This window comes from Maribacter aestuarii, from assembly GCF_027474845.2.
GTDB lineage: Bacteria > Bacteroidota > Bacteroidia > Flavobacteriales > Flavobacteriaceae > Maribacter > Maribacter aestuarii.
Window position 1 is genome coordinate 2,302,738 of record NZ_CP107031.2, and the last position, 20,571, is coordinate 2,323,308.

The 20,571-nt window shown below is 39.3% G+C and carries 14 protein-coding genes and 1 tRNA gene; 9 read left to right on the forward strand and 6 right to left on the reverse strand.

What is annotated here, in order from left to right:
- Window positions 1–25: 25 nt before the first annotated feature.
- The gene (locus tag N8A89_RS10400) at window positions 26–628 is read left to right on the forward strand and encodes a DUF998 domain-containing protein (protein WP_289644281.1); all 603 of its coding nucleotides are present in this window, start codon (window positions 26–28) and stop codon (window positions 626–628) included.
- The gene (locus N8A89_RS10405; protein ID WP_289644282.1) at window positions 618–2,459 is read left to right on the forward strand and encodes a DUF5060 domain-containing protein; all 1,842 of its coding nucleotides are present in this window, start codon (window positions 618–620) and stop codon (window positions 2,457–2,459) included. The genes N8A89_RS10400 and N8A89_RS10405 overlap by 11 nt, the downstream gene beginning before the upstream one ends.
- Window positions 2,460–2,473: 14 nt before the next feature.
- On the opposite strand, the gene tamL is transcribed toward N8A89_RS10405, so the two are convergent.
- The 5 genes from tamL to N8A89_RS10430 form a co-directional block, all read right to left on the reverse strand.
- Window positions 2,474–4,810, reverse strand: coding sequence for a translocation and assembly module lipoprotein TamL (gene tamL / locus N8A89_RS10410; RefSeq protein ID WP_289644283.1), 2,337 nt, complete (start codon window positions 4,808–4,810; stop codon window positions 2,474–2,476).
- Between the two features lie 13 nt (window positions 4,811–4,823).
- A complete protein-coding gene (locus N8A89_RS10415; RefSeq protein ID WP_281542207.1) occupies window positions 4,824–9,800 on the reverse strand; it encodes a translocation/assembly module TamB domain-containing protein in 4,977 nt (1,658 codons plus the stop codon).
- Between the two features lie 281 nt (window positions 9,801–10,081).
- Entirely contained in the window at window positions 10,082–11,185 is a 1,104-nt protein-coding gene (locus N8A89_RS10420) for a DUF4407 domain-containing protein (RefSeq protein ID WP_289644284.1), read from the reverse strand.
- A gap of 139 nt (window positions 11,186–11,324) precedes the next feature.
- A complete protein-coding gene (locus tag N8A89_RS10425) occupies window positions 11,325–13,277 on the reverse strand; it encodes a M56 family metallopeptidase (RefSeq protein ID WP_281542208.1) in 1,953 nt (650 codons plus the stop codon).
- Between the two features lie 35 nt (window positions 13,278–13,312).
- Window positions 13,313–13,678 carry a BlaI/MecI/CopY family transcriptional regulator gene (locus N8A89_RS10430; RefSeq protein ID WP_281542209.1) on the reverse strand — a complete coding sequence of 122 codons (366 nt, stop codon included), beginning with the start codon at window positions 13,676–13,678 and terminating at the stop codon, window positions 13,313–13,315.
- 140 nt (window positions 13,679–13,818) lie between these two features.
- Here N8A89_RS10430 and N8A89_RS10435 point away from each other — a divergent pair, with 140 nt between their 5' ends.
- Complete coding sequence (locus N8A89_RS10435) at window positions 13,819–14,397, forward strand: PhnA domain-containing protein (RefSeq protein ID WP_281542210.1); 579 nt, start codon at window positions 13,819–13,821, stop codon at window positions 14,395–14,397.
- Window positions 14,398–14,455: 58 nt separating this feature from the next.
- Here the strand turns inward: N8A89_RS10435 and N8A89_RS10440 are convergent, their stop codons facing one another.
- Entirely contained in the window at window positions 14,456–15,844 is a 1,389-nt protein-coding gene (locus tag N8A89_RS10440) for a dipeptidase (protein WP_281542211.1), read from the reverse strand.
- A gap of 114 nt (window positions 15,845–15,958) precedes the next feature.
- On the opposite strand from N8A89_RS10440, the gene N8A89_RS10445 reads away from it, so the two are divergent.
- The 6 genes from N8A89_RS10445 (at window position 15,959) to N8A89_RS10470 (ending at window position 20,570) form a co-directional block, all read left to right on the forward strand.
- Window positions 15,959–16,040, forward strand: a tRNA-Leu gene (locus N8A89_RS10445).
- Window positions 16,041–16,268: 228 nt separating this feature from the next.
- Complete coding sequence (locus N8A89_RS10450) at window positions 16,269–16,544, forward strand: hypothetical protein (protein ID WP_281542212.1); 276 nt, start codon at window positions 16,269–16,271, stop codon at window positions 16,542–16,544.
- Between the two features lie 346 nt (window positions 16,545–16,890).
- Window positions 16,891–17,235, forward strand: coding sequence for a rhodanese-like domain-containing protein (locus tag N8A89_RS10455; RefSeq protein ID WP_281542213.1), 345 nt, complete (start codon window positions 16,891–16,893; stop codon window positions 17,233–17,235).
- A 204-nt stretch (window positions 17,236–17,439) separates the two neighbouring features.
- Window positions 17,440–18,114, forward strand: a complete 675-nt coding sequence (locus N8A89_RS10460) for a DUF6799 domain-containing protein (protein ID WP_281542214.1) — start codon at window positions 17,440–17,442, stop codon at window positions 18,112–18,114.
- Between the two features lie 69 nt (window positions 18,115–18,183).
- Window positions 18,184–19,092 carry a hypothetical protein gene (locus tag N8A89_RS10465; protein ID WP_281542215.1) on the forward strand — a complete coding sequence of 303 codons (909 nt, stop codon included), beginning with the start codon at window positions 18,184–18,186 and terminating at the stop codon, window positions 19,090–19,092.
- Window positions 19,093–19,265: 173 nt separating this feature from the next.
- A complete protein-coding gene (locus N8A89_RS10470) occupies window positions 19,266–20,570 on the forward strand; it encodes a TolC family protein (RefSeq protein ID WP_289644285.1) in 1,305 nt (434 codons plus the stop codon).
- Window position 20,571: the final 1 nt, after the last annotated feature.

Below are 20,571 nucleotides of genomic sequence, written 5' to 3' on the forward strand. Positions count from 1 at the left end.
ATATTTTATTTTCTAGTTCGGTATCGTGGGTGCTCTTCTTTTTGCCATAGCCAGTGTACTGGCTGGTCTTGGAATTGAAGGATATAATCCCGTAAAACAATACATTAGTGAAAGCTATGCGACGGGAATGCCCTATGCCGTTATATGGCAATATTTTTTCATCTGTAGTGGGTTATTGCTGTTCTTTTTTGGAATAGTTGCAGCGAATTGCTTTCCAAAACGTTCTAATACGAAAGTCTGGTTTTTTCTTTTTGCTATCTTCTACGGAATAGGCACTTTGCTAACCGGAATTTATCCCTGTGACGTAGGTTGTTATTTAGACCCGGAAAATCCCAGAATATCTCAATTTATACACAACACCGTTGGCAATTTAACTTATGCGGTCGTACCGTTCAGTATTTTGGCATCATCATACGCTTTTAGTAAATTGAAGTTGTCTAAAAAGCTTACGGTTTTCAGCGCAATCTGTGGAAGCTTGTGTCTTTTGTTTGTTATACTTTTATTTGGTGACCCTGAGGGACCTTATAGAGGATTGTTTCAAAGAGTAATAGAAGCTTCCATAATTTCTTGGATAGTATACCTCTCATTTTATATAAAATCAACCAAAACCAAAACCAATGAAGACTAATCAATTTGTTATAAAGCTAATTCTACTTTTGTTTCTCGTTTCCTGCCAGGATGAGAAGAAGGAGATAACCTTGACCAATTTTGAACTTTGGGATACGATTACCTTAGATTTTGAAGGTGTAGAAACTTCCGAAAACGCAGAAGAAAATCCATTTCTGAATTACAAGTTAATAGTAGAGTTCAGCAGCGAAAAATCTAATTACACGATAACGGGATTTTACGCGGCTGATGGGAATGCGGCGGAATCTAGTGCTGAAAGCGGTAATGTCTGGCAGGTACGTTTTACCCCAGATCAATTGGGCGATTGGAAATATAACGCAAAGTTATATCACGGAGACAGTATTGCAATCAAGGAAATCCAGGCAAATACGAATTCCGTGGAAATTTCAAATAATGAGGGAACGTTTAGGGTAGTTCCATCCACTAAAAAGGGAATTCATTTTAGAGCGCACGGTAGACTTATTAACGCTAAGGGTTATTTCAAATTTCAGGATACCAATAAATATTGGATTAAGGGCGGGGCGGATAGTCCAGAAAATTTATTGGCTTATGAAGGCTTTGATGGAACGTATAGGATGCAAGCGGCCGATAGGGACGGGGAATCCAAAACGAGTGAGCAACTTCATAAATACCTTCCTCATGTGTCCGATTGGAACGAGGGTGATCCAACATGGAAAGACGGAAAAGGAAAAGGTCTAATCGGCGCTATGAATTATCTGTCCGGTGAAGGAATGAACGTGGCCTATTTTCTTGCTCTGAATATCAACGGCGATGGAAAAGATGTTTGGCCTTACGCAGATCCAGAAGATTTCACCCGTTTTGATGTCAGCAAACTGGGACAATGGGAAATCGTTTTCCAACACATGCAATCAAAAGGTATTTTATTGCATGTCGTATTGCAAGAAACTGAGAACGAAACAATGCTAGATAAGGGCGATACCGGTCCTATGAGAAAATTATACTTTCAAGAAATGGTGGCCCGTTTCGGACATCACCTGGGTCTCAATTGGAATTTAGGGGAAGAAAATGGTTATGCAGAATTTACCCCCATTGCACAGAACGATGCACAACGAAGGGCCATGACCGACTATCTTACCGAAATAGACCCTTATAACCATCCGATATTACTGCATACACATTCCCACGAACCGGCTAGGAGTAACGTATTGGATTCGATTGTTGGCTTTAAAAATTTAGATGGGCTTTCCCTTCAAGTGGACAAAAGGGAAGGAGCACCAGAAATAGTGAGGAAGTGGAAGGCCGAGTCTAAGGCGGCGGGTCATCCTTGGATGATTACCATGGATGAAATAGGCATGTGGCATACTGGTGTAGTTCCGGACTCCATGGACTACAACCACGATTCATTAAGAAGATATGTGCTTTGGGGTACCTTATTATCTGGGGCAGCAGGGGTAGAATGGTACTATGGCGCCAATAATAAGTACAACGACCTAAATACAGAGGACTGGCGCACAACAGACCGTCTGTGGGAATTGACGGATTATGCCTTAGACTTTTTTCGTGAATACTTGCCCTTTTGGGAAATGACTGGAAATCCCGAACGTGTTGACTCTAGCGAGGCTTACTGTTTAGAAAAGGCAGGCGAAATTTATGCTGTTTATCTGCCAGACGGTAAAACTTATGTAATGGACTTGGGTGATGCCACGGGTGATTTTTCAGTAGAATGGTATGATCCCCTTTCGGGAGACGGTCTACATAAGGGTTCAGTAACCCAAATTTCAGGAGGGAAAAAGGTATCGCTTGGTAATCCCCCAAATAAGGCGGAGATGGTTGAGAACCAAGATTGGGTGGTTTTAGTTAAGCGGATGTAAATAAACGAAATGTCCTAAAAAGGATATCCAATAGCAAAATTGAGGGTGAAGTTGTTATCAACATTACCAAAGAAAGGTACGTTCCACCGGTCATTTTCGGGTAAGTAGGGTACCCGAAGTGGAGAGGCCAAATCAAACCGAATTACAAAGTTCTGAACATCTACCCGAAGTCCAAAACCTACCCCGGCGGCTACTTCTTTTAGCCAATCGGATTCAAACTTTCCATCGGTAAATAATGTATTAGAGAAGTTACTGTTCACCTGCTCGTTTTCCAAGTCCGAGTAGTCCCCCGTCAACCAGACGTTTCCAGCATCTACAAAGACAGCTCCTTTTAGGTAGGAGAAAATTGGAAACCTATACTCTAGATTGGCCTCCAATTTCAGATTACCGGAGCGGTCAAAATAATCTGTGTTCGTAACGCCATTTTCAACATCAAAACTTCCGGGCCCCAATGATCTTATATTGAAGGCACGAATACTATACGGTCCACCAGAAAAGAACTGTTTCACGAAGGGTAACGTTTGGCTATTGCCATAAGGCACACCCCAACCGGCATAAACCCTTGAAATCAAAGTTTGCTCATTTCCCCAGCGCATATAAAACCTAAAATCTGCATCCGCTTTTGCATATTGGGCATATTCGGAACCTAATATGGAACCAGAGCCACCGCTTATTAGACTTAGCGTGTTTCCTGCCAAATCAATACTTGTGGAAAAGTAGATAGGAAATTCTTTTTCAACGTCGGAAACCTCATCATAGGTAAAGCCATAGATTAATCCTGCAATGAAACGCTGCTCAAAACTTCGACTAAGAAAAGGGTTGTCGTCCAAAATCTGCTGAAATTCATCCGTAACATTAAATAATCGGGAGTAGTTAACACTAATTGGGTCTAACTGATGGTACACATACCTATTTTCCTTCCAAGTATAACCAAATGAGGTGTTGATTGAGCTCAAAGTAAAAAGCTGACTACGTTGAAGAAAATCTACCCCTAAAGAAATCTTAGTTTTGGGCACGTTGTATTGAAAAACGCTGGGAGAAAACGGAATCAACCGCGGTATGATTAAATCGGTCTTTATACCTCCTGCAATACTACTTAAACTGGAATTTTCTCCACTGCTTAATTGCGACTCATACGAAAAATTTGCCGAGATGCTAATAGTTTCCCCTCCATTGAACAGATTTCTGTTGCTATACGTAAGTGCAATACCTGGTCCCGTAAAACCATTACTTTTAGTGACCGCCTGTAGCTCCGCCCTAATGGAGCGTTTGGTCAGTGGTGCCAGATAAATACTTGCTGCCAAGGAACCGGCATCACCATCCGTAAGTGTCGTATCCAGTTCGGTGTATTGTATATTTACGTACTTATAACTTCCCAATGCAGATAGTCTGTTGCTCGTTCGCTTAGAAGTGCTGGCATTGTACAAGTCGCCTTTATTGAACAATAAATAGGATTCCAAAAGTTTGGGCTTAAAGTAAAGTTCCTCTTGTATGAAGTCTATACCTTTTATTTGAGTGGAATTTTTCGCAGTTACCGGGAGTGTATCATTTTCTATGGAGAAGTTGGGATAAACGGTAATGGAATCAATGGTATAGGGAATGGCAGCACGTTTCGGAACGTTTTTTTTCAATCTTAGGAAGAGATCAAATTTTTTAGTTTGATATCGATTGGTGTCCGCCTCAAAAATTAGAAAATCAGGTCTGAGGTTATAATATCCCTTTTGTTTCAGACCATTGTCCAATCGTTCCCGTTCCAAATTAAGCAAGTCCAAATCAAACCTATCACCCTTGGATAATGGAGTGTTCTTAATCAATTCCTCAATTTCATTGTAAATAGGAAGCGAATCTGATTCTAATTGATAATTTTCAAGTAAATAAGGCTCTCGAAGTGTAGCGTCATAAGAGACCGAAGCAAATTTCTCTTGGACTCGCTCTTCAGAATCTACCCTGCTATAGAAAAATCCGTTATTATCCAGTCTGTTCAATATCAATTCTTGAATTCTTTCCGTGTTCACATCGGAAAAGTAGACCGGTTCTTCCCCAAAAGACTTGTTTAAAAAACGATAGAAAAATCCGGGCTTTTCCTTCTGCGCCTTATAGTGGAAGTACAATGCAGGTTTCATTCCTAGAAAAGTGGTATTAGGATTGGGTTGAATAAGATTAAAGAGTTCAGTTTCTACCTGTTTAAAACCCTTTACTTCCGCTTTTATGGCACTATCCAATCGCATATTAAGTGTTGCGCCCGAATATAGGTGCTCGCCTTCTGGAATAAACTTTTTAATACCGCAGGAATACAGTAATAAAACTGCAAGAACGCATAAAGTACTATATGTGAATACTATTCTTTTCAATAGGTTGTGAATGTCAATTTGTATTTTTCTTAGATTTTTTAGCTTTAGTTTTTTTATTTTCTTTCTGCACGGGAATGAACAACTCACTGAATTTGTTGAACTCTCTATCGAAAATAAAAGCAATACCCGTAACAATTAATTGCCCGTCAATGATATTCTGATATTCCTGCCTTCTAAAACCTTTTAACCTGTAAACACCTTCTTCACTCAGCAAGTATTCTAAAGTAACATTTCCTATAATTGGGGTGGCGCTATCTTCGCTGGAGGCACTTCCTTCAACATCCAATGCGCTACCGGCGGTAACGATGAGCCGTTCATTGAATAACTTCTTACTGGCATTGATGTTCAATTGTGTGCGGCTTTGCGCCGTACCGCTTTCGTAATCCTCAAAACTGTCCAAATCAAACCCCAGTTCAAAACCGCTGTTGCCTAGTAGTTTATCGGAAATGGCATTCAATTCGCTGGAGAGTACTTTGTTTACATTGTTTCTTGCCAATGACATGGCACCACCACTACTACCGTCACTCCCTGTGGTTGGATAAAATCGGTTTAAGGCCAATAGGGAGAAGACCTGTTTGTTGAGTTCGGACTCTTGTTGATTCAATTGCAATATACGCCCGTATACGGCACCTCCAAAATTACCCTGTTCGCTTTCTGGCATATCTAGGGCAAACGATAATTCAGGTTCAGTTAACTGTCCCTCTACGTTTAAATAGACCATAAACTCTGCCGCCTGCTGGTAACTTCCGGTCACATTACCCTCAGAACTTATGGCGGACATCAATGGGGCGGCAGAGGTTTCAATTTCGTAGATGGCCGTAACGTCCAGTTTTGCATCGTAGGGGTCGCCGTTCCAGACGACACTACTTCCTTTTCTTATTTGAAATTCTCGGCTTACCAGGTTATAGAGGCTAGTACGATAAAAGCCGGAATTTAATACCAATCTACCCGATAATCTTATATCCTGATTTGGGTCGATATTAAGCTTCAGTTCTGCATCACCGGAGGCCTGTAACTTATCTTGGGTTTTTTCATCCAGTACTACGGTAAACTGTGCGTCATTCGAGATTTCCAGAGTGGTATTGATGTCCATTCCGTAAAAAATAGAGGGTCTTTTCTTGTTTTCGTTTCGTGTAAGTATGGCGTCGGGGTTCTCCTTGTTTACAAAGATTACGATACCATCCCTTTCTTGAATCTCTAACTGGTCCTGGGGTACGATGTATGTTAAATCTGTAATATCCCTTACCCTTAAATTTCCGTTAACCACTGGGGATTTTAAATTTCCTGTAACGTTTACATCTGCGTTTATACTCGCAATTCCGTAAACAAGCTCATTATCACCTTTTTTAGAATCCAAGACTCTAAAGCGGTCTGCTTTTACATTGAGGTCAAAGCCTGGATTTAAAAGATTAGGGGTGAATATGGTCCCGTTCACGACCAAAGAACCTTTGGTCTCATCCGCTATGTTGAAATTTGAGAGGGATATTTTCTCTTGGTCCAGGTCCACAGTTTCATTATCAATATTCAATGTTGTGTTGAATGAAGTCAGTGTAAGCCCAATATCATTAAAATTTATCCTACCGGAATAGGTGGGGTCCTTCAAAGTGCCATTAACCAACATGCTTCCGGAAAGATAACCTTTGGCGTTGGAAATATCTTCTTTAAAAAATCCCTGTATGACGCTCATTTTTAGTTCCTCTATATCCAGTTCTAGATTTAGTTCCGCACCACTCTCTTTGGCAACATAGTCCCCGGTAAGCTTTAATTTGGCATCCCCGTCTTTAATGGCTAGGTCAAAATCATAATCGGAGAAAGACTTGGAGGAAGCGTCCAATATTAGCGTGCCTAGGGGATTCTCCATGACCTGAAAATTCCCTATCTCTATATCCGATATTAAACCTGATGCACCATAGGGATTGAGCAAAATAAAATTTCCTTCGACCCTTCCTTTGGCCAAAGCCTCATCCGGATTGAATAAGCTTAGAAATGTTTGCAATTCGAAATTTTCGAAGACTATCCCAATATGTTCCTGTTCTATTTTTGGAAGTTCTGAAGATATACGTAGACTTTGGCTGTTCCTGCTAAGGATGAGGTTTTCTAAGCCAAGATAGGACTCCGCTATAACAATGGAATTATCGTTTGGAAGTTGCCATTGTTTCTTGTTTAAAACGAGTTCTTCCGGGTCTATGTGCAATCTTAGGGTGTCCTTTTTAAAAACAAGTTGCGAGGTAAGGTGGGCCACTTGTACCGAGTCGTTTTCGGCATTAAAGTCCAATAGCAATTCTTTATTTCTAAGTTTTCCCTCCAAATATGTCTTTTTGAGGTGTATCGGTTCATAGGTAAGGTTACCTAAACCTGCCGAGAAATTTAAATCGGTCGCATCACCGTTAAGAAGTACGTTTAAACTATCTATGGAACTTCCGGCATAGGATATTTTAGGTACTTTGACTTCTGCGTAGAGGGTTTTTTCCTTGGAATCAAAGGAAGCATCAACGTTGAGCGAATCCAAGTCCGTAAAGCCATCAAAAAATACTTTGGTAATTATAGGGGTGGGTCTGAGCGAAAGCTGCAATTTAGCGTTTATGGTATCATCCGCTGTCGCCATACTATCGGCACTAAAATAATTTTCAAGTTGTCCTTTAAGGGCATTAGTGATTCTATTCGGGGATGCGTTCGAATACAGCTCACCGTTCACAAAACCGCTATTTATAACAACATCGGTTATAGAGTCTTCAATATGTGCTCGAATGGATATTTGTTCCACTTGGTATTGTTCGTTGTAAGCCACGGCTATACCATCCTTAATCGTGGTATTTACCGTAAAATCGGATGGAGTTCCCTTGTAGGTCCCATCGATTGTTGCAGCTATCTTAATGTCATTATCGGAAAAACCTAAATTTTTGAGATCTGCCCCAATAATGTTAGAGATTAGACTTATGTTCATATTTGCTGAACCAAGATTGAGCTTGGTATCGACATTCATGTTCAGGTTAGGGTCTTTGATATTTGCCGATATAGTTCCCGAACCGTTTACTAATTCTCCATCTATTTGAATATCGGTATAATCGTAGCCCCTAAACTCAAATTGTGAAATCGTACCATTTATAGTAGCGTCCAAATCTTCCACACTCGCCCCATAGCCATTGCCCTCCACTTGTAGGGAAATGAGGCCTAATTGCTCGTTCTTCAATAATTTTCCGAGTTGAACGCTATCCATATTCACAGAACCCTTAAATCCTATACTTTCCCCAAATGTTACGGAACCGTCCACATTGGCTTGTCCTTCAGGGACTTTTAGCAAGGCATTTGTGCTGATATTGTCGATGCTTCCTGCAATAGAACCCTTTACTGTCAAAGTTTTGGGAATAGAAATGCCCAGGTCCTTCTCTGATACAAACTTTTTGATATCGGTTTGGGAACTAGTAAGGTTGACATCGTTCATATCATAACGTATGGAATCTGTTTGCGTCAGGTTTAATAGATTGCCAGAAGCCGATAGTTGGGTAGACTGTCCCCAAGACAGATTAGCATTAAAATTATCTACTTTTTTCAAGTTTCCTTTGGCATATGCATTACCTGTAATCGTTTTTGTAGCTAATGAGTCCAGATAGACATTTGACGCTAATTCTGGCAGGAGTTGTTGCACATCTTTGATTTCCAAAGAAAGGTTCTTTAACTCGGCCGATAGTTCACCTTGCTGGGGATTTTTTATGGCCTGATCAAGGGATTTAAAATCAACTTGCAGATTTGCATCAACCCTACTTTGGTTCAAATTAAGGGAAAGGTCGGATAAGTAGGCTGAGGTAACCGTTAAACCCGCTTCAAAAGCTAATTCATTTAATCGAATACCGCTTGGTTCATAAAAGGATAATTGAGCAACCTTAAGATTGAATTTTTTAGGGCGATACTCAAAACCGGAAGCATTGAGTGCTAGCTTCTGTATTTTGAAAGCATTAACATCAAACTGAGACGGATTTAGCGGAGTATCATTTTGAGTAAACACAACATTGTTGTTTTCCAAGTTGATATTGGTAGCTCCCAGAACAAAGTCAGGCCAACGGAACTCATCAGGGCTATTGGAATTGACCGCTAACTCTGCTGTTCTTGTTTCAATACCCTTGACGTGCAATGCTATATCTGAGTCCTTTAAAATAAAATCATCCGTTTTGTAGGTATTATTTGGGATGTCGGCTAAGACATCAGTCAGTCCTACCTTGCCCAATTTAAAATTTGTGTTTATTCCATCACTTTCGGATTGATAGGTGACGTCTATGTTGGAGAGCTCAAAATTTTTGACCTCAATTTTTGGTAAAGGAACACTTGTGGTATCATTAGTGACAGGAAAAGCATGGGTTTGAACGTAACTTAAATGGGTTTCTGCCAATCTAAAATCGGAAATATGGTATTTCATTTCTTCCAAGTCGAATGCGGCTATGGAGGTGTTCAGATTCCCAATTTCAGTAGATAGGTCTATCCCCAGATAGGCATCGTGGTAATTAACCTTCCAATCTTCAAGACTGAAATCTCCCAACGATATGGACATGGGTTCAGTTGTATTTGTCGAATCCGATGATGTAGAAAACACATCCAGTAAAAATGAGAAATTGAATACTTCTGGGTTTGAGCCCCTTTTGATGTTGGCTATAAGACCATTGGAAACTACATCATCTATACTTAATTCGTTTTTGAACAGTAATGGATAAATGGGTAGGTCCAGTTGTAAATTTTTGGTGTATAGCAGCGTGTCCCCAGCCTGGTCTTCCAAATACAGACCCTCTACCTGAATATCCCCAGTGAAGGTCACAAAAAGTTTGTCTATAGCTACTTCGGTATTGGTTTCCTTGGAGATATTATCGGTTATCTTTGAAACAATAATTTCCTGACCCCACGGGCTTCTAATAAAGAGGATTATAGCAACAAAAAGCAGCAATAAGAACAGGAAAAACCTTCCAATTATCTTAAGTGTTTTCTTTTTATTGATGGTTCTCATGTTGTGGGATAATCATGATATTCGTTTGGTAATTGAGTTATGGGATATAGAACCAATTTACCTACGAATTTACCATGAATGCAGTGGCAAGTATAATGATAATGACAATCACCATAACGAGGTTGTAGAACCTTCTCTTTTTTCTTTTAGCCTGTTTTAAAGAAGCCATGCCGTAAAGATAGGTTACGTTACAAAAACGTTTAACTTTTTCAGCAATAATCTTGTCTGTTTCGCTAGTACTTTTGAAACAAACTAAAAATTATAAATATGGACTTCAGCCTTTATTTGAGACCTTTTACTTGAATTTGGTGAAAACTGTCGGCCTGTAGACGCAGCAGTTCCTCTGCTTTTCTTTTTTTGTAGCCGTAAAGCTCTTCCTCTCCTTTCAAATCTTCGTAAATCTTTTGGTTGATTTCCCCATCGGTGGTAACGATGAGTTTACGTTGTGCTACTTTTTGGGCTACCCAAGATGATAATATGCTTTCTTCTTCCTCGATTTTTATATCGTATTCACCTTTGGGTGCTAGTAGTTTGGCAATAATCGGAGAGGTTTCTATGGCAAGGAACAATAGAAAAATAAAAAATGATGGAAACCATGGTAACTCTCCCAAAGCCGTAATACGAGCCATTAATCCATCGAATCCGTCAATAATGGGTTGTGTATTAGTAACAACCTCTGCGTATTCCGTATTTAGTGCGGAAATCTGGGATTCAATTCCGGTTATTTTATCAGTATTTATGGCTTTAAGAGCATTTAATTCGGCCAAGGCTGCATCGTGTTTTTCACGTTTTTCCGCATAAACCGGGCCTTTTCCTAAAAGTTTGGTCCCTGCGGTCCCTTCCGCCTCGGAGATGTAGATATCGTATAAGGCATTGGTTTCTGCCTCTTTGTTAGTGATTTCCGCTTTCAAGGAAGCAATATCTTGATTCAGTTGCTCAACAGTTGGAGTGTATTGTAGGGCCAACTGTTCCTTATTGGCCAAGGTCAGTTCATTTTTTTGTTCCAATAAAACCTGGTTGATTTCTTTTTCGAAAATTTTCATCTCCAAAGGTTTGGAGATGACCACGGCGATAATTATGGCCAAAATTATACGCGGGGTGGCCTGTAATAATTCCTGGCCAAATTTATCCCTTTTTTTAATGGTTGAAACAATGAAGCGGTCTAGATTAAAAATCAATAAGCCCCAAATAAACCCAAAGAAAACCGCGGCATAAATGCTGTCAAAAACAGTGTAAAGTGCATAACTGCTGGCTATAAATGCCATGACCGCTGTGAAAAATACGGTCGCCCCAATACCGGCATATTTATTTTGTTCTCCTTTGGAACAGGTTTTTAAAATTTCGGAATCTGCCCCGGAGCAGAGAATAAAAAAATCTTGTAACATACTTTTTGTTTTTTGATTGATGCTGAAATTTCTTCAGTGTTGATGATCGCCTTACCTGTTAGAACGTGGTTTGCTTGGAATTGTTACACAAAAAGCCTTCAATTTGAAGGCTTTTTTTAACTCGCGGGCTAAATCGACTTTATAAATACTTCGAAATTTTTACAATTGGGGTTCCATTGTTTGATTGTTTAGTGCTTATGCTTAGATCACGATATTCTTTTATGAGAGCTATCGCCTTATCGGATGAAATCTCCTTCCCCTTATACATGAAAATCGCACCCTTTTTGGCCATGTCGATAATATGGTCCAATGGAGATGGTGGAGTTGGAGGAGGTGGTGTCGGCATTGATTTAACCTCTCTTTTTAATACAGAAGGCCGTGGAGGGGGATCTTTCTCAATTTTGCCAATGTAAACTTTCGGTGGTTTAGGTGGTGAAGTGGGTTCTAAGGTTTTGACTGATCCAATAACGTCATACGGGTCCTGTGTTTCAATTATTTCTTTTATTTGGACCGCAGCTTGCTCTCTTTCATTGGGAACTTTTGGCGCTTTTGGTGCCGGTGGGGGTTCTGGAAAATCTGGAAAGGGTTCAGCATCGGCTTTTTGTTTGTCGGACATTAAACTATAGATATATTCCAAGCGCTCCACATCTTTACTAAGGATTTTCATATGGTTGCTATCCATCTCATTATATTTTTTTGCTAAAGCATTGTATTCGGCCATCTGGTTTCTGGAGGCACCATTTTGTATGTTTTTGGACCAACATTCTGGGAAGGGTTGCGCTTCTTTTTTCTGTTTTGAGGTCATCAGCTTATAAATGGATTCCAAAGTCTTTAAATCATTTCGTGGAATTATTCTTTTTGCGATGGGAACGGCATTATATTTTTTGGCTAGACCGTTGTATTTTTTAATTTGTGATTGTTCCGTAACAGTTTCGACAAGATTTCCAGTGTACATGGGTTCTGGCCCAACGATGTTTATTTGTGCAACGCCATATTCCATTAAAATACGGTCCACATCCTTAATAATCTCCTTAGGGGTGTCCGCCTCTACTTTAATGACAGCTTTAATTTGTTGTTCTCTTTGCGTTTTGGAGAGGCTTTGATTTAGTTTTAGAAGACGGTCTCCCAATTCTTCCACAGCAATCATCTCCCCTTCCTGAAAAAACAACTCTCCTTCTTTATTAATCCTGATTTCAATATTTTCTATTAGGATGCCTATTTTATTGATGACGGGCGTGTTCCTCTGTATTTCGATAAATTTTCTTTCACTAAAGCCTAATAATAGTAAGGCCACTAGTGGTAGGATTAAAAAACTCCTTAGTGTAACTGATGTTTTCGATGTTCTTTTTTTCATGACTGTAAAACGTTTTTTGATTGATGAATAATTAATGGCATTCGCAATGCCCGTCGACTGATATTTTTCTAGACTTTCCTTTGATAAGTAAGAAAGCAGCGTGTTTTGATAATTGGCCGTACCGTTTTCCCTTTTTAGGACCGCACTGTCCGCTAAAAATTCATGATTTAGTTTTATACTTTTTTTGAACAGATAAACAAATGGGTTGAACCACAATAGCACTTGTAGCAACTCTATAAAAAGGACATCCAGACTATGGCGCTGCCTCGCATGAGTTTCCTCATGTATTAAAACAGCTTTGGGTATGGCGTTGGATTCGAACTTGTTTTTATTTAGAAATATAAAGCTGAAAAAGGTATGTGGGGGTAACTTCTCTTTGAGCAAAACCTTGATGCTAAAATTTTCTTTCAATTTAGGATTGATTTTTATACGTCTTAAGATTTGATAAAGGTGCTTTGCAAATCGAAACCCAAAACCAAATAATCCAATGAAATAAACGGTCCATAAAAGTCTCGGCCAATTAATTACATCCATGTCCGTTGGAGGCTCGGATAATTGGGAGTAAGTAATGGTAGTGGTAGTCATTTCCGGAGAAATCGTTGGCTCAACATATTCTATAAATACAAGGCTTGGTATAATAAAAGAGGCTACTATGGCACTTAGGAGAAAAAAGCGCTTAAAAACATGCATGTTTTCCCGCTCCAATAGTAATTTATAAAAGAGGAGTAGAATGGCCATGCAAGCCCCCGATTTGATTAGATAATCTAGCATCTTTATTTCTTTTCGATTTCTTTGTCTATTAATTTTTTGAGCTCCTCCAACTCCAACTTACTAAGGTTAGTCTCTTGGGTAAAAAAAGAGGCGAACTGCCCGGGACTATTATTGAAAAAGTTCTTTATAAGTCCGTTCACGTGCTTGGAGAAATAGTCCTTCTTTTTAACTAAAGGAAAATATTCCCTGGACCTGCCCAAACTTTTATACGCAACAAAACCTTTGTCCGTCATTCGTTTCAGAAGAGTGGCCACGGTGGTGGTAGCGGGCTTAGGGTCCGGATAAGCATCGAGCAAATCTTTCATGAAAGCCTTTTTTTGCTTCCAGATAATATTCATTAATTCTTCTTCAGATTTTGATAGCTGCATGCGTGGGATATTTAGAATGTACTCTACAAACATAGAATAAAAATATTAATTCTACAAGTGTAGAGTAAAATATTTTAAATTCAAGTTGAAATCAGTGTTCCTATGCTTTGTCTTAAGTTTGTGTTTTTAAGAAGTACTATATGCAACTATTGGAGGAACTGGGGAGTAGAAGTAATAATAAATGTGAATTATGTGCATCGTCAGGACCTTTGGAGATATATGAAGTGCCACCAGTAACAACTGGTGGTGTCGATGGTAGTATATTAGTCTGTGCGACATGCAAAAATCAAATTGAGAATCAGGAGCTTATGGAGTCCAATCACTGGCGCTGCTTAAACGATAGTATGTGGAGTGAGCATGATGTTGTTAAGGTAATATCCTGGAGAATGCTTTCGCGCTTAAAATTAGAAGGTTGGCCTAAGGATTTATTGGAGATGATGGACTTGGACGACACAACCTTGGCGTGGGCAAAGGCAACCGGCGAAGGGCTTTCCGAAAGTGAAAGGATAATTCATAGAGATACCAATGGCGTTATCTTGGAGAATGGTGATAACGTAGTTTTAATAAAGGATTTAAAGGTAAAAGGTTCCAGTATGGTAGCAAAACAAGGAACCGCCGTGAGAAGAATATCACTGGATAGGGAAAATGCAGCATATGTTGAAGGCAAGGTCGATGGTCAACAGATAGTACTTATTACGAAGTATATTAAGAAGATTTAATCTTCAAGCTAAAGGGAATTAATTTGATGGATTACCTATGGTCATAACCCTTTCGCTTTTAACTGTTCATCTCCGTAAAATACTGATAGAAATACGGTATCGTTTCAATACCCTTCAAATAGTTCCATACCCCAAAATGTTCATTGGGGGAGTGAATAGCATCGCTATCCAAGCCAAATCCCATTAGAATGGTCTTACTGCCCAGTTCTTTTTCAAAAAGAGATACAATGGGGATGCTGCCTCCACTTCGCTGTGGAACTGGCTTCTTGCCAAAAGTTTTTTCATAGGCCTTGGATGCCGCCTGATAGCCAATGGTATCTATGGGAGTTACATAACCTTGTCCTCCGTGATGGGGTGTGACTTTTACTTTTACTCCTTTCGGAGCGATGCTTTCAAAATGATTTTTGAATAATTCCGTGATTTCTTTCCAATCTTGGTGTGGAACTAAACGCATGGATATCTTAGCATAGGCCTTGCTCGCTATAACCGTTTTGGCACCTTCGCCAGTGTAACCTCCCCAGATTCCATTGACATCCAAAGTTGGACGGATGGAATTGCGCTCGTTTGTCGTGTATCCTTTTTCACCATAAACCGACTCAATGTCCAAAGCTTTTTTGTATGCTTCCAAATCGAACGGAGCCTTGGCCATTTCCGCTCGCTCCTCTTTGGACAGCTCTTCTACTTTGTCATAAAATCCTGGAATGGTAATGTGATTGTTCTCGTCATGTAGACTCGCAATCATTTTTGCAAGTATGTTGATGGGATTTGCAACCGCCCCACCATAGAGTCCGGAGTGCAAATCCCGATTAGGTCCCGTTACTTCCACTTGTACATAACTCAAACCTCGAAGTCCTGTGGTGATAGATGGGATATCATTGGCAATCATTCCCGTATCGGAAATCAATATAATATCGTTCTCCAACTTCTTTTTGTTTTCTGCTACGTAAATGGCAAGGTTGTCACTTCCAACTTCTTCTTCGCCTTCAATCATGAATTTTACATTACAGGGAAGCTGACTTGTCCGTATCATTGCCTCCAGAGCCTTCACATGCATATACATTTGGCCTTTGTCATCACATGCTCCACGGGCAAATATAGCTCCCTCAGGGTGTAATTTAGTCTTCTGTATAACGGGTTCGAACGGTGGTGAATTCCAAAGATCCATGGGGTCCGGTGGTTGTACGTCATAATGTCCATAAACCAAAATCGTTGGTAATTTTGGACCTATTATTTTCTCTCCGTATACGATGGGATAGCCGGCAGTTTCATGGATTTCGACAATGTCACATCCTGCTTCTTTCAATCTCATTTGTACATTTTCGGCTGCTTTTAGCACATCCTTTGAAAAAGAAAGATCGGCGCTTATGGAAGGAATCTTAAGTAGTTCTATAAGTTCGTCGAGAAATCGTTGTTTATTTTCAGAAATGTAATCTCTAACTTCTTTCATGTAGGCTCTAATTGTAAGTAGGACATAAAAGTACAAAAAGAAGGAAATTAAAGATTGAAAATTTAGAGAATTGATTTTTTGCTTTATATTTGCATCCCGTTTTAGAACGGATATGCAGGCGTGGTGGAATTGGTAGACACGCTAGACTTAGGATCTAGTGCCGCAAGGTGTGAGAGTTCGAGTCTCTCCGCCTGTACAAAGGGAAAAGCCGACTTTTTGGAGTCGGCTTTTTTTGTTTTGGTCAAACAATGTTAAAACAAATGACGGTTTTACTCTAATCAGTAGAAAAGCTATTCAGGACGACAAAAGGGAAGCGAATTCTCTTAATACTTGTCAACGAATTAATAATTGTGATATTCGAAATTAAATAGCCCTTCTCAACTTAAACGCATTATTTATCTTCAAACTAGTTATAATGTAATGAATGGAAGTTGTCTGTTTGCAAGAGAAAGCATTCTACGCCTTATTTGATAAGGTGCTGGAACATGTTGAATCGAAACGTAAAAATGTACTCTCAAAATATATCGATTGCGATGAGGCCATGTCCCATTTTAAGATAAAATATACTACTACCTTACAGAAATTAAGAGACGGAGGTAAAATCAGGTTCTCCCAATACCAAAAGAAAATTATCCTTTATGTCCGAGATTCTATTGACTACTATGTCGAAAAACACGCGGAGAAAAGTTTTAAAACATGAGCGAAGGAACCAAAATAGAAAATGTTCAATGATGTGAACTCCAGTAATATTCACTTTACTAAGTTTTATAAAATTTGGAAATTTTCAGATGCCAAACCTAAAGTTTGGCATCTTTTTAGCATAAAATACGGTCTTATGTAACAAAACTTACTGAGACTCCTTTCCATTACAGGGTATTTTTGTATTAAGATAGTTTTATCGGCAGATGCAAGGGATGAATGATGGCTTTTGACAAGTTTAACTTGTTATGTATCCTCGAAAAGTCCAAATCCGGTTTTATATCAAAATTCGGGAGTAATGTTTAGTAATAAGCCGCTCCCTTCTTAAAGGAAAAACCCAAATCAGTATGGCTTTTTTTCATTTCCTCTTTGGTAAAAATGAACCCAGCCCGAACAATGTTGAAATATTACCATCAACAGAGTTTTTGAAAGCGGCTATCGACAAAGGAGAACAACTAATAGATGTGCGAACTTATTATGAGTATGATAAAGAGCACATTAACGGAGCCATCAATATTGATTGGTTTCAACCTTCACAGTTTAATAGAGCTATTCGAAAAATAGATAAAGAAAGGCCGGTTTATGTGTATTGCAGAACTGGCAATAGAAGCCAAAAGGCAGCTAGAAAAATTGCGGAATTGGGTTTTGTTCGAGTTTTTGATTTAAAAGGAGGAATAAATGCAGCAAAATAATATGATAGGATAATGTTTTTCAAGTTGTTTATGATGTTTGTTTTTGATTGATGAAGAAAGGGCTTTCCAGTAAAATGGAAGGCTCTTTTTTTATAACAAAAGTTAAACAGAACCCCTATATTATTGATCTTGAATGACCTAGGTCATTTCGCTGCCATAAGACCCGCCATAAATTTGCCCAAGTATTAATGTAAAACTATAGTAATGAGAAAGCTAATATTAGTAGTATCGTTAGCGGTGATAGGTACTGTCACCTTAGTGGCCCAAGATCAAGATAAAGCACAAGACCGAGATCAAGACCGATTAATGCTGGTAGACGGAGATGTGCTTCAAATTCGGGACCGCGATCAAATACGATTACAAGATCCGATTACTCTAAATGATGGTACCGTTGTAAACCCAGATGGTTCATACTTAACAAGAGATAGGGATAGACTACGCCTTCAAGATGGTGAATGTCTGGATAATGATGGAATTAAATACCGCAATGAGTATCAATACAGGTATAAAGTAAAACAAGAAAACCACGGATTGAGCCAAGCACAAATACAGGAGCGCAACCAAAATAGGTATCAAGTAATGATGATTGATGGAGAAGCTTATCAAATTAGGAACAGAGAGCAAAACCGAATCGAAAATGAAGTAAACCTTGGTGATGGTATGATTGTAAATCCCGATGGCAGCTATCAGAATGCACAACGGAAACAATTGAGACTTCGGGACGGCGAATGTATCAATATGGATGGGGCCATGTTCAAGAACATGTACCAACATCGTAAAATGATGGTTCAGAAGAATAAGATGACCAATAAAAAGATGTTAAAAAAAGGAATCAAAAAACCTTCTACGAAAAAGAAAGGTAAAAAGGTAACTGGATAAATTGTATTTGAGGGCTTTGTCATATGATCATGGCAAAGCCCATATCTTTCTCACCTAAATTCCACAATCATGAAAACCTGGCACATCTATTCATTTGTGTTGTTTTGTATGCCCCTATTTTTGATGGCTCAGAACAACAAGAAATCCGCTGAAGAAATCTCGGACAATACAGAATCCTACATCTTAACGGATATCAGTTATATCAATGACGCCGTCTTTATGGGTAGGCGAGATTCCATTGCGGCCCCTTATATTTTTCCTTCAATAGGTTATTATGATAAATCGGGCTTTTTTGTAGATGCTTCGTTATCCTACTTGGTCGGCACGGAAGAGAATCGGATTGATCTGTTCCTGACCAGTTTGGGGTACACATTCAACGGCGAAAAACTCAACGGGGGCATTTCCGGTACTGCCTATTTTTTCAATGAAGATAGCTATAACGCCAAATCCTCTGTTTTAGGGGATATTTCAGCTTTTTTAAGCTATGACCTTAACGTATTGGAGGTATCCGCAATGGGCAGTACCTACTTCAATGATGGTAGTTCCACCGATATTTTCGTAGGCCTTATGCTGGACCGTGTTTTTTATAGTAATGACAAGAGTTTTTTAATTGACCCTTCGATATCGGTATATGCGGGATCTCAATATTTCTATCAGGAATATTATAGCACTAGCCGTTTGGGCAATAGAAAAGGGCAGGGTCAAGGCCAAGGTACTGGAGGTTCTGCTTCAAATGCCGCTAACACGGTGGAGATTCAGGAGGCTTCAGAGTTCAATATTCTAAATGTAGAGATCAGTCTTCCCCTGCAATACTATCACAAACAGTTTGTTTTTTCCTTTACACCTGTACTGGCAATACCCCAGAGCAGCGCAACGATTACCACAGAGGATACTGTTATAAAGGAAGATTTGGAAAGTAAGTTCTATTTCTCTGCAGGTATTAGCTATTGGTTTATTGCCAAAAAGAAATCGCAATAGTTTATTACCGACGTTTCTATTATTAAAATTCCTTGTAAGAAGTTTTGGATTAAGAATTACGGTTTTGAACGATAGTACATATGATTTACTCGGTAACCCAAGTTACTGACCAGCAAACTTTTAGATTATAATTTTGCAGAAGTAAGAAGTAAAGTGAAAAACAAAAATCACCGATGAAAAATATTGCATTCATACTGTTGGCATTTCTATTTCAGCTCCACATAAAAGCACAGGAAACGGTTCCGATTTCCAAACAGGAAGCCTTGGCAAAGGTAAAAGAACGGAACAATACCATGAAAATGGCAGAACAAGATGTGTTGATGGCCAAGGGCGATTTTAATCAGACTAATGCCGTATTGTTACCAACCATTGGTATTTCCCATACAGGTATCGCGACTACAAATCCGTTAATGGCCTTTGGCTCTAAACTGAATCAAGAAATTTTGACACAGGCGGATTTTAACCCTGAGCTGTTGAACAATCCATCCCAAATACAGGACTTTGCCACACGAGTTGAAATACAACAACCAATATTGAATTTAGACGGCCTATACCAGCGAAAAGCTGCAAAAGCCAAGTGGAATGCCACCGAATTGGAATCGCAACGGACCCAAGATTATGTAGCTCTAGAAGTAGATATGGCATATATGCAATTACAGTTGGCCTATAAAACTGTAGAAGTGCTACAAAAAGCAAAAAAGTCGGCCACAGAAAATCTGCGAATTGCGACCAATAGTTTTGAACAAGGTTACCTGCAAAAATCCGATATATTGGTAGTGCAGGTGAGGGTTACCGAAATCGATAATCAGCTGCAGTATGCCAAAAGCAATATCCTAAATAGCTCGAACTACCTTTCTGTTTTGATGGATGAAACTCCCTATCAGATTCTACAACCGACGGATTCCTTGACCTTGATTACTGAAACGATTTTATCGGAAGAATTCTCTGAAAATAGAAAAGATATTCAGGCTATGGAGTCCGTCTCCGAAGCCTACAAACAACAATATAAGGCTGATAAAATGAGTTTTCTGCCCCGTTTGAACGCCTTTGGCACCTATGAATTACATGATAATGAAATATTCCAGGGAGGTGCTAACGGCTTTCTTTTTGGAGCGTCATTACAATGGAATATTTTGGAAGGAACCAAACGCTTTGGGAAGGCCCAAAAAAGCAGGGCAGAGCTTGAAAAATCAAAATTGAAACTTCATCAGTATAAGTCAGAAAGCCAGCTGGAACTTAACAAGGCAATCCGCGGTTTGGCCGATGCCAAGAACAATTTAAAGCTTACAGAATTGGCGATGTTCCAGTCTAAAGAAGCGCTTCGTATTCGTACCAATCGATTTAAACAAGGACTTGAGAAAACGACCGAATTGCTTATGGCTGAATCACAATATGCGCAGAAGCAATTGGAATACTACACCACCATTTTTCAGCACAACTATGCTTTGGCCTATATGCAATTTTTAACCAATAAATAAA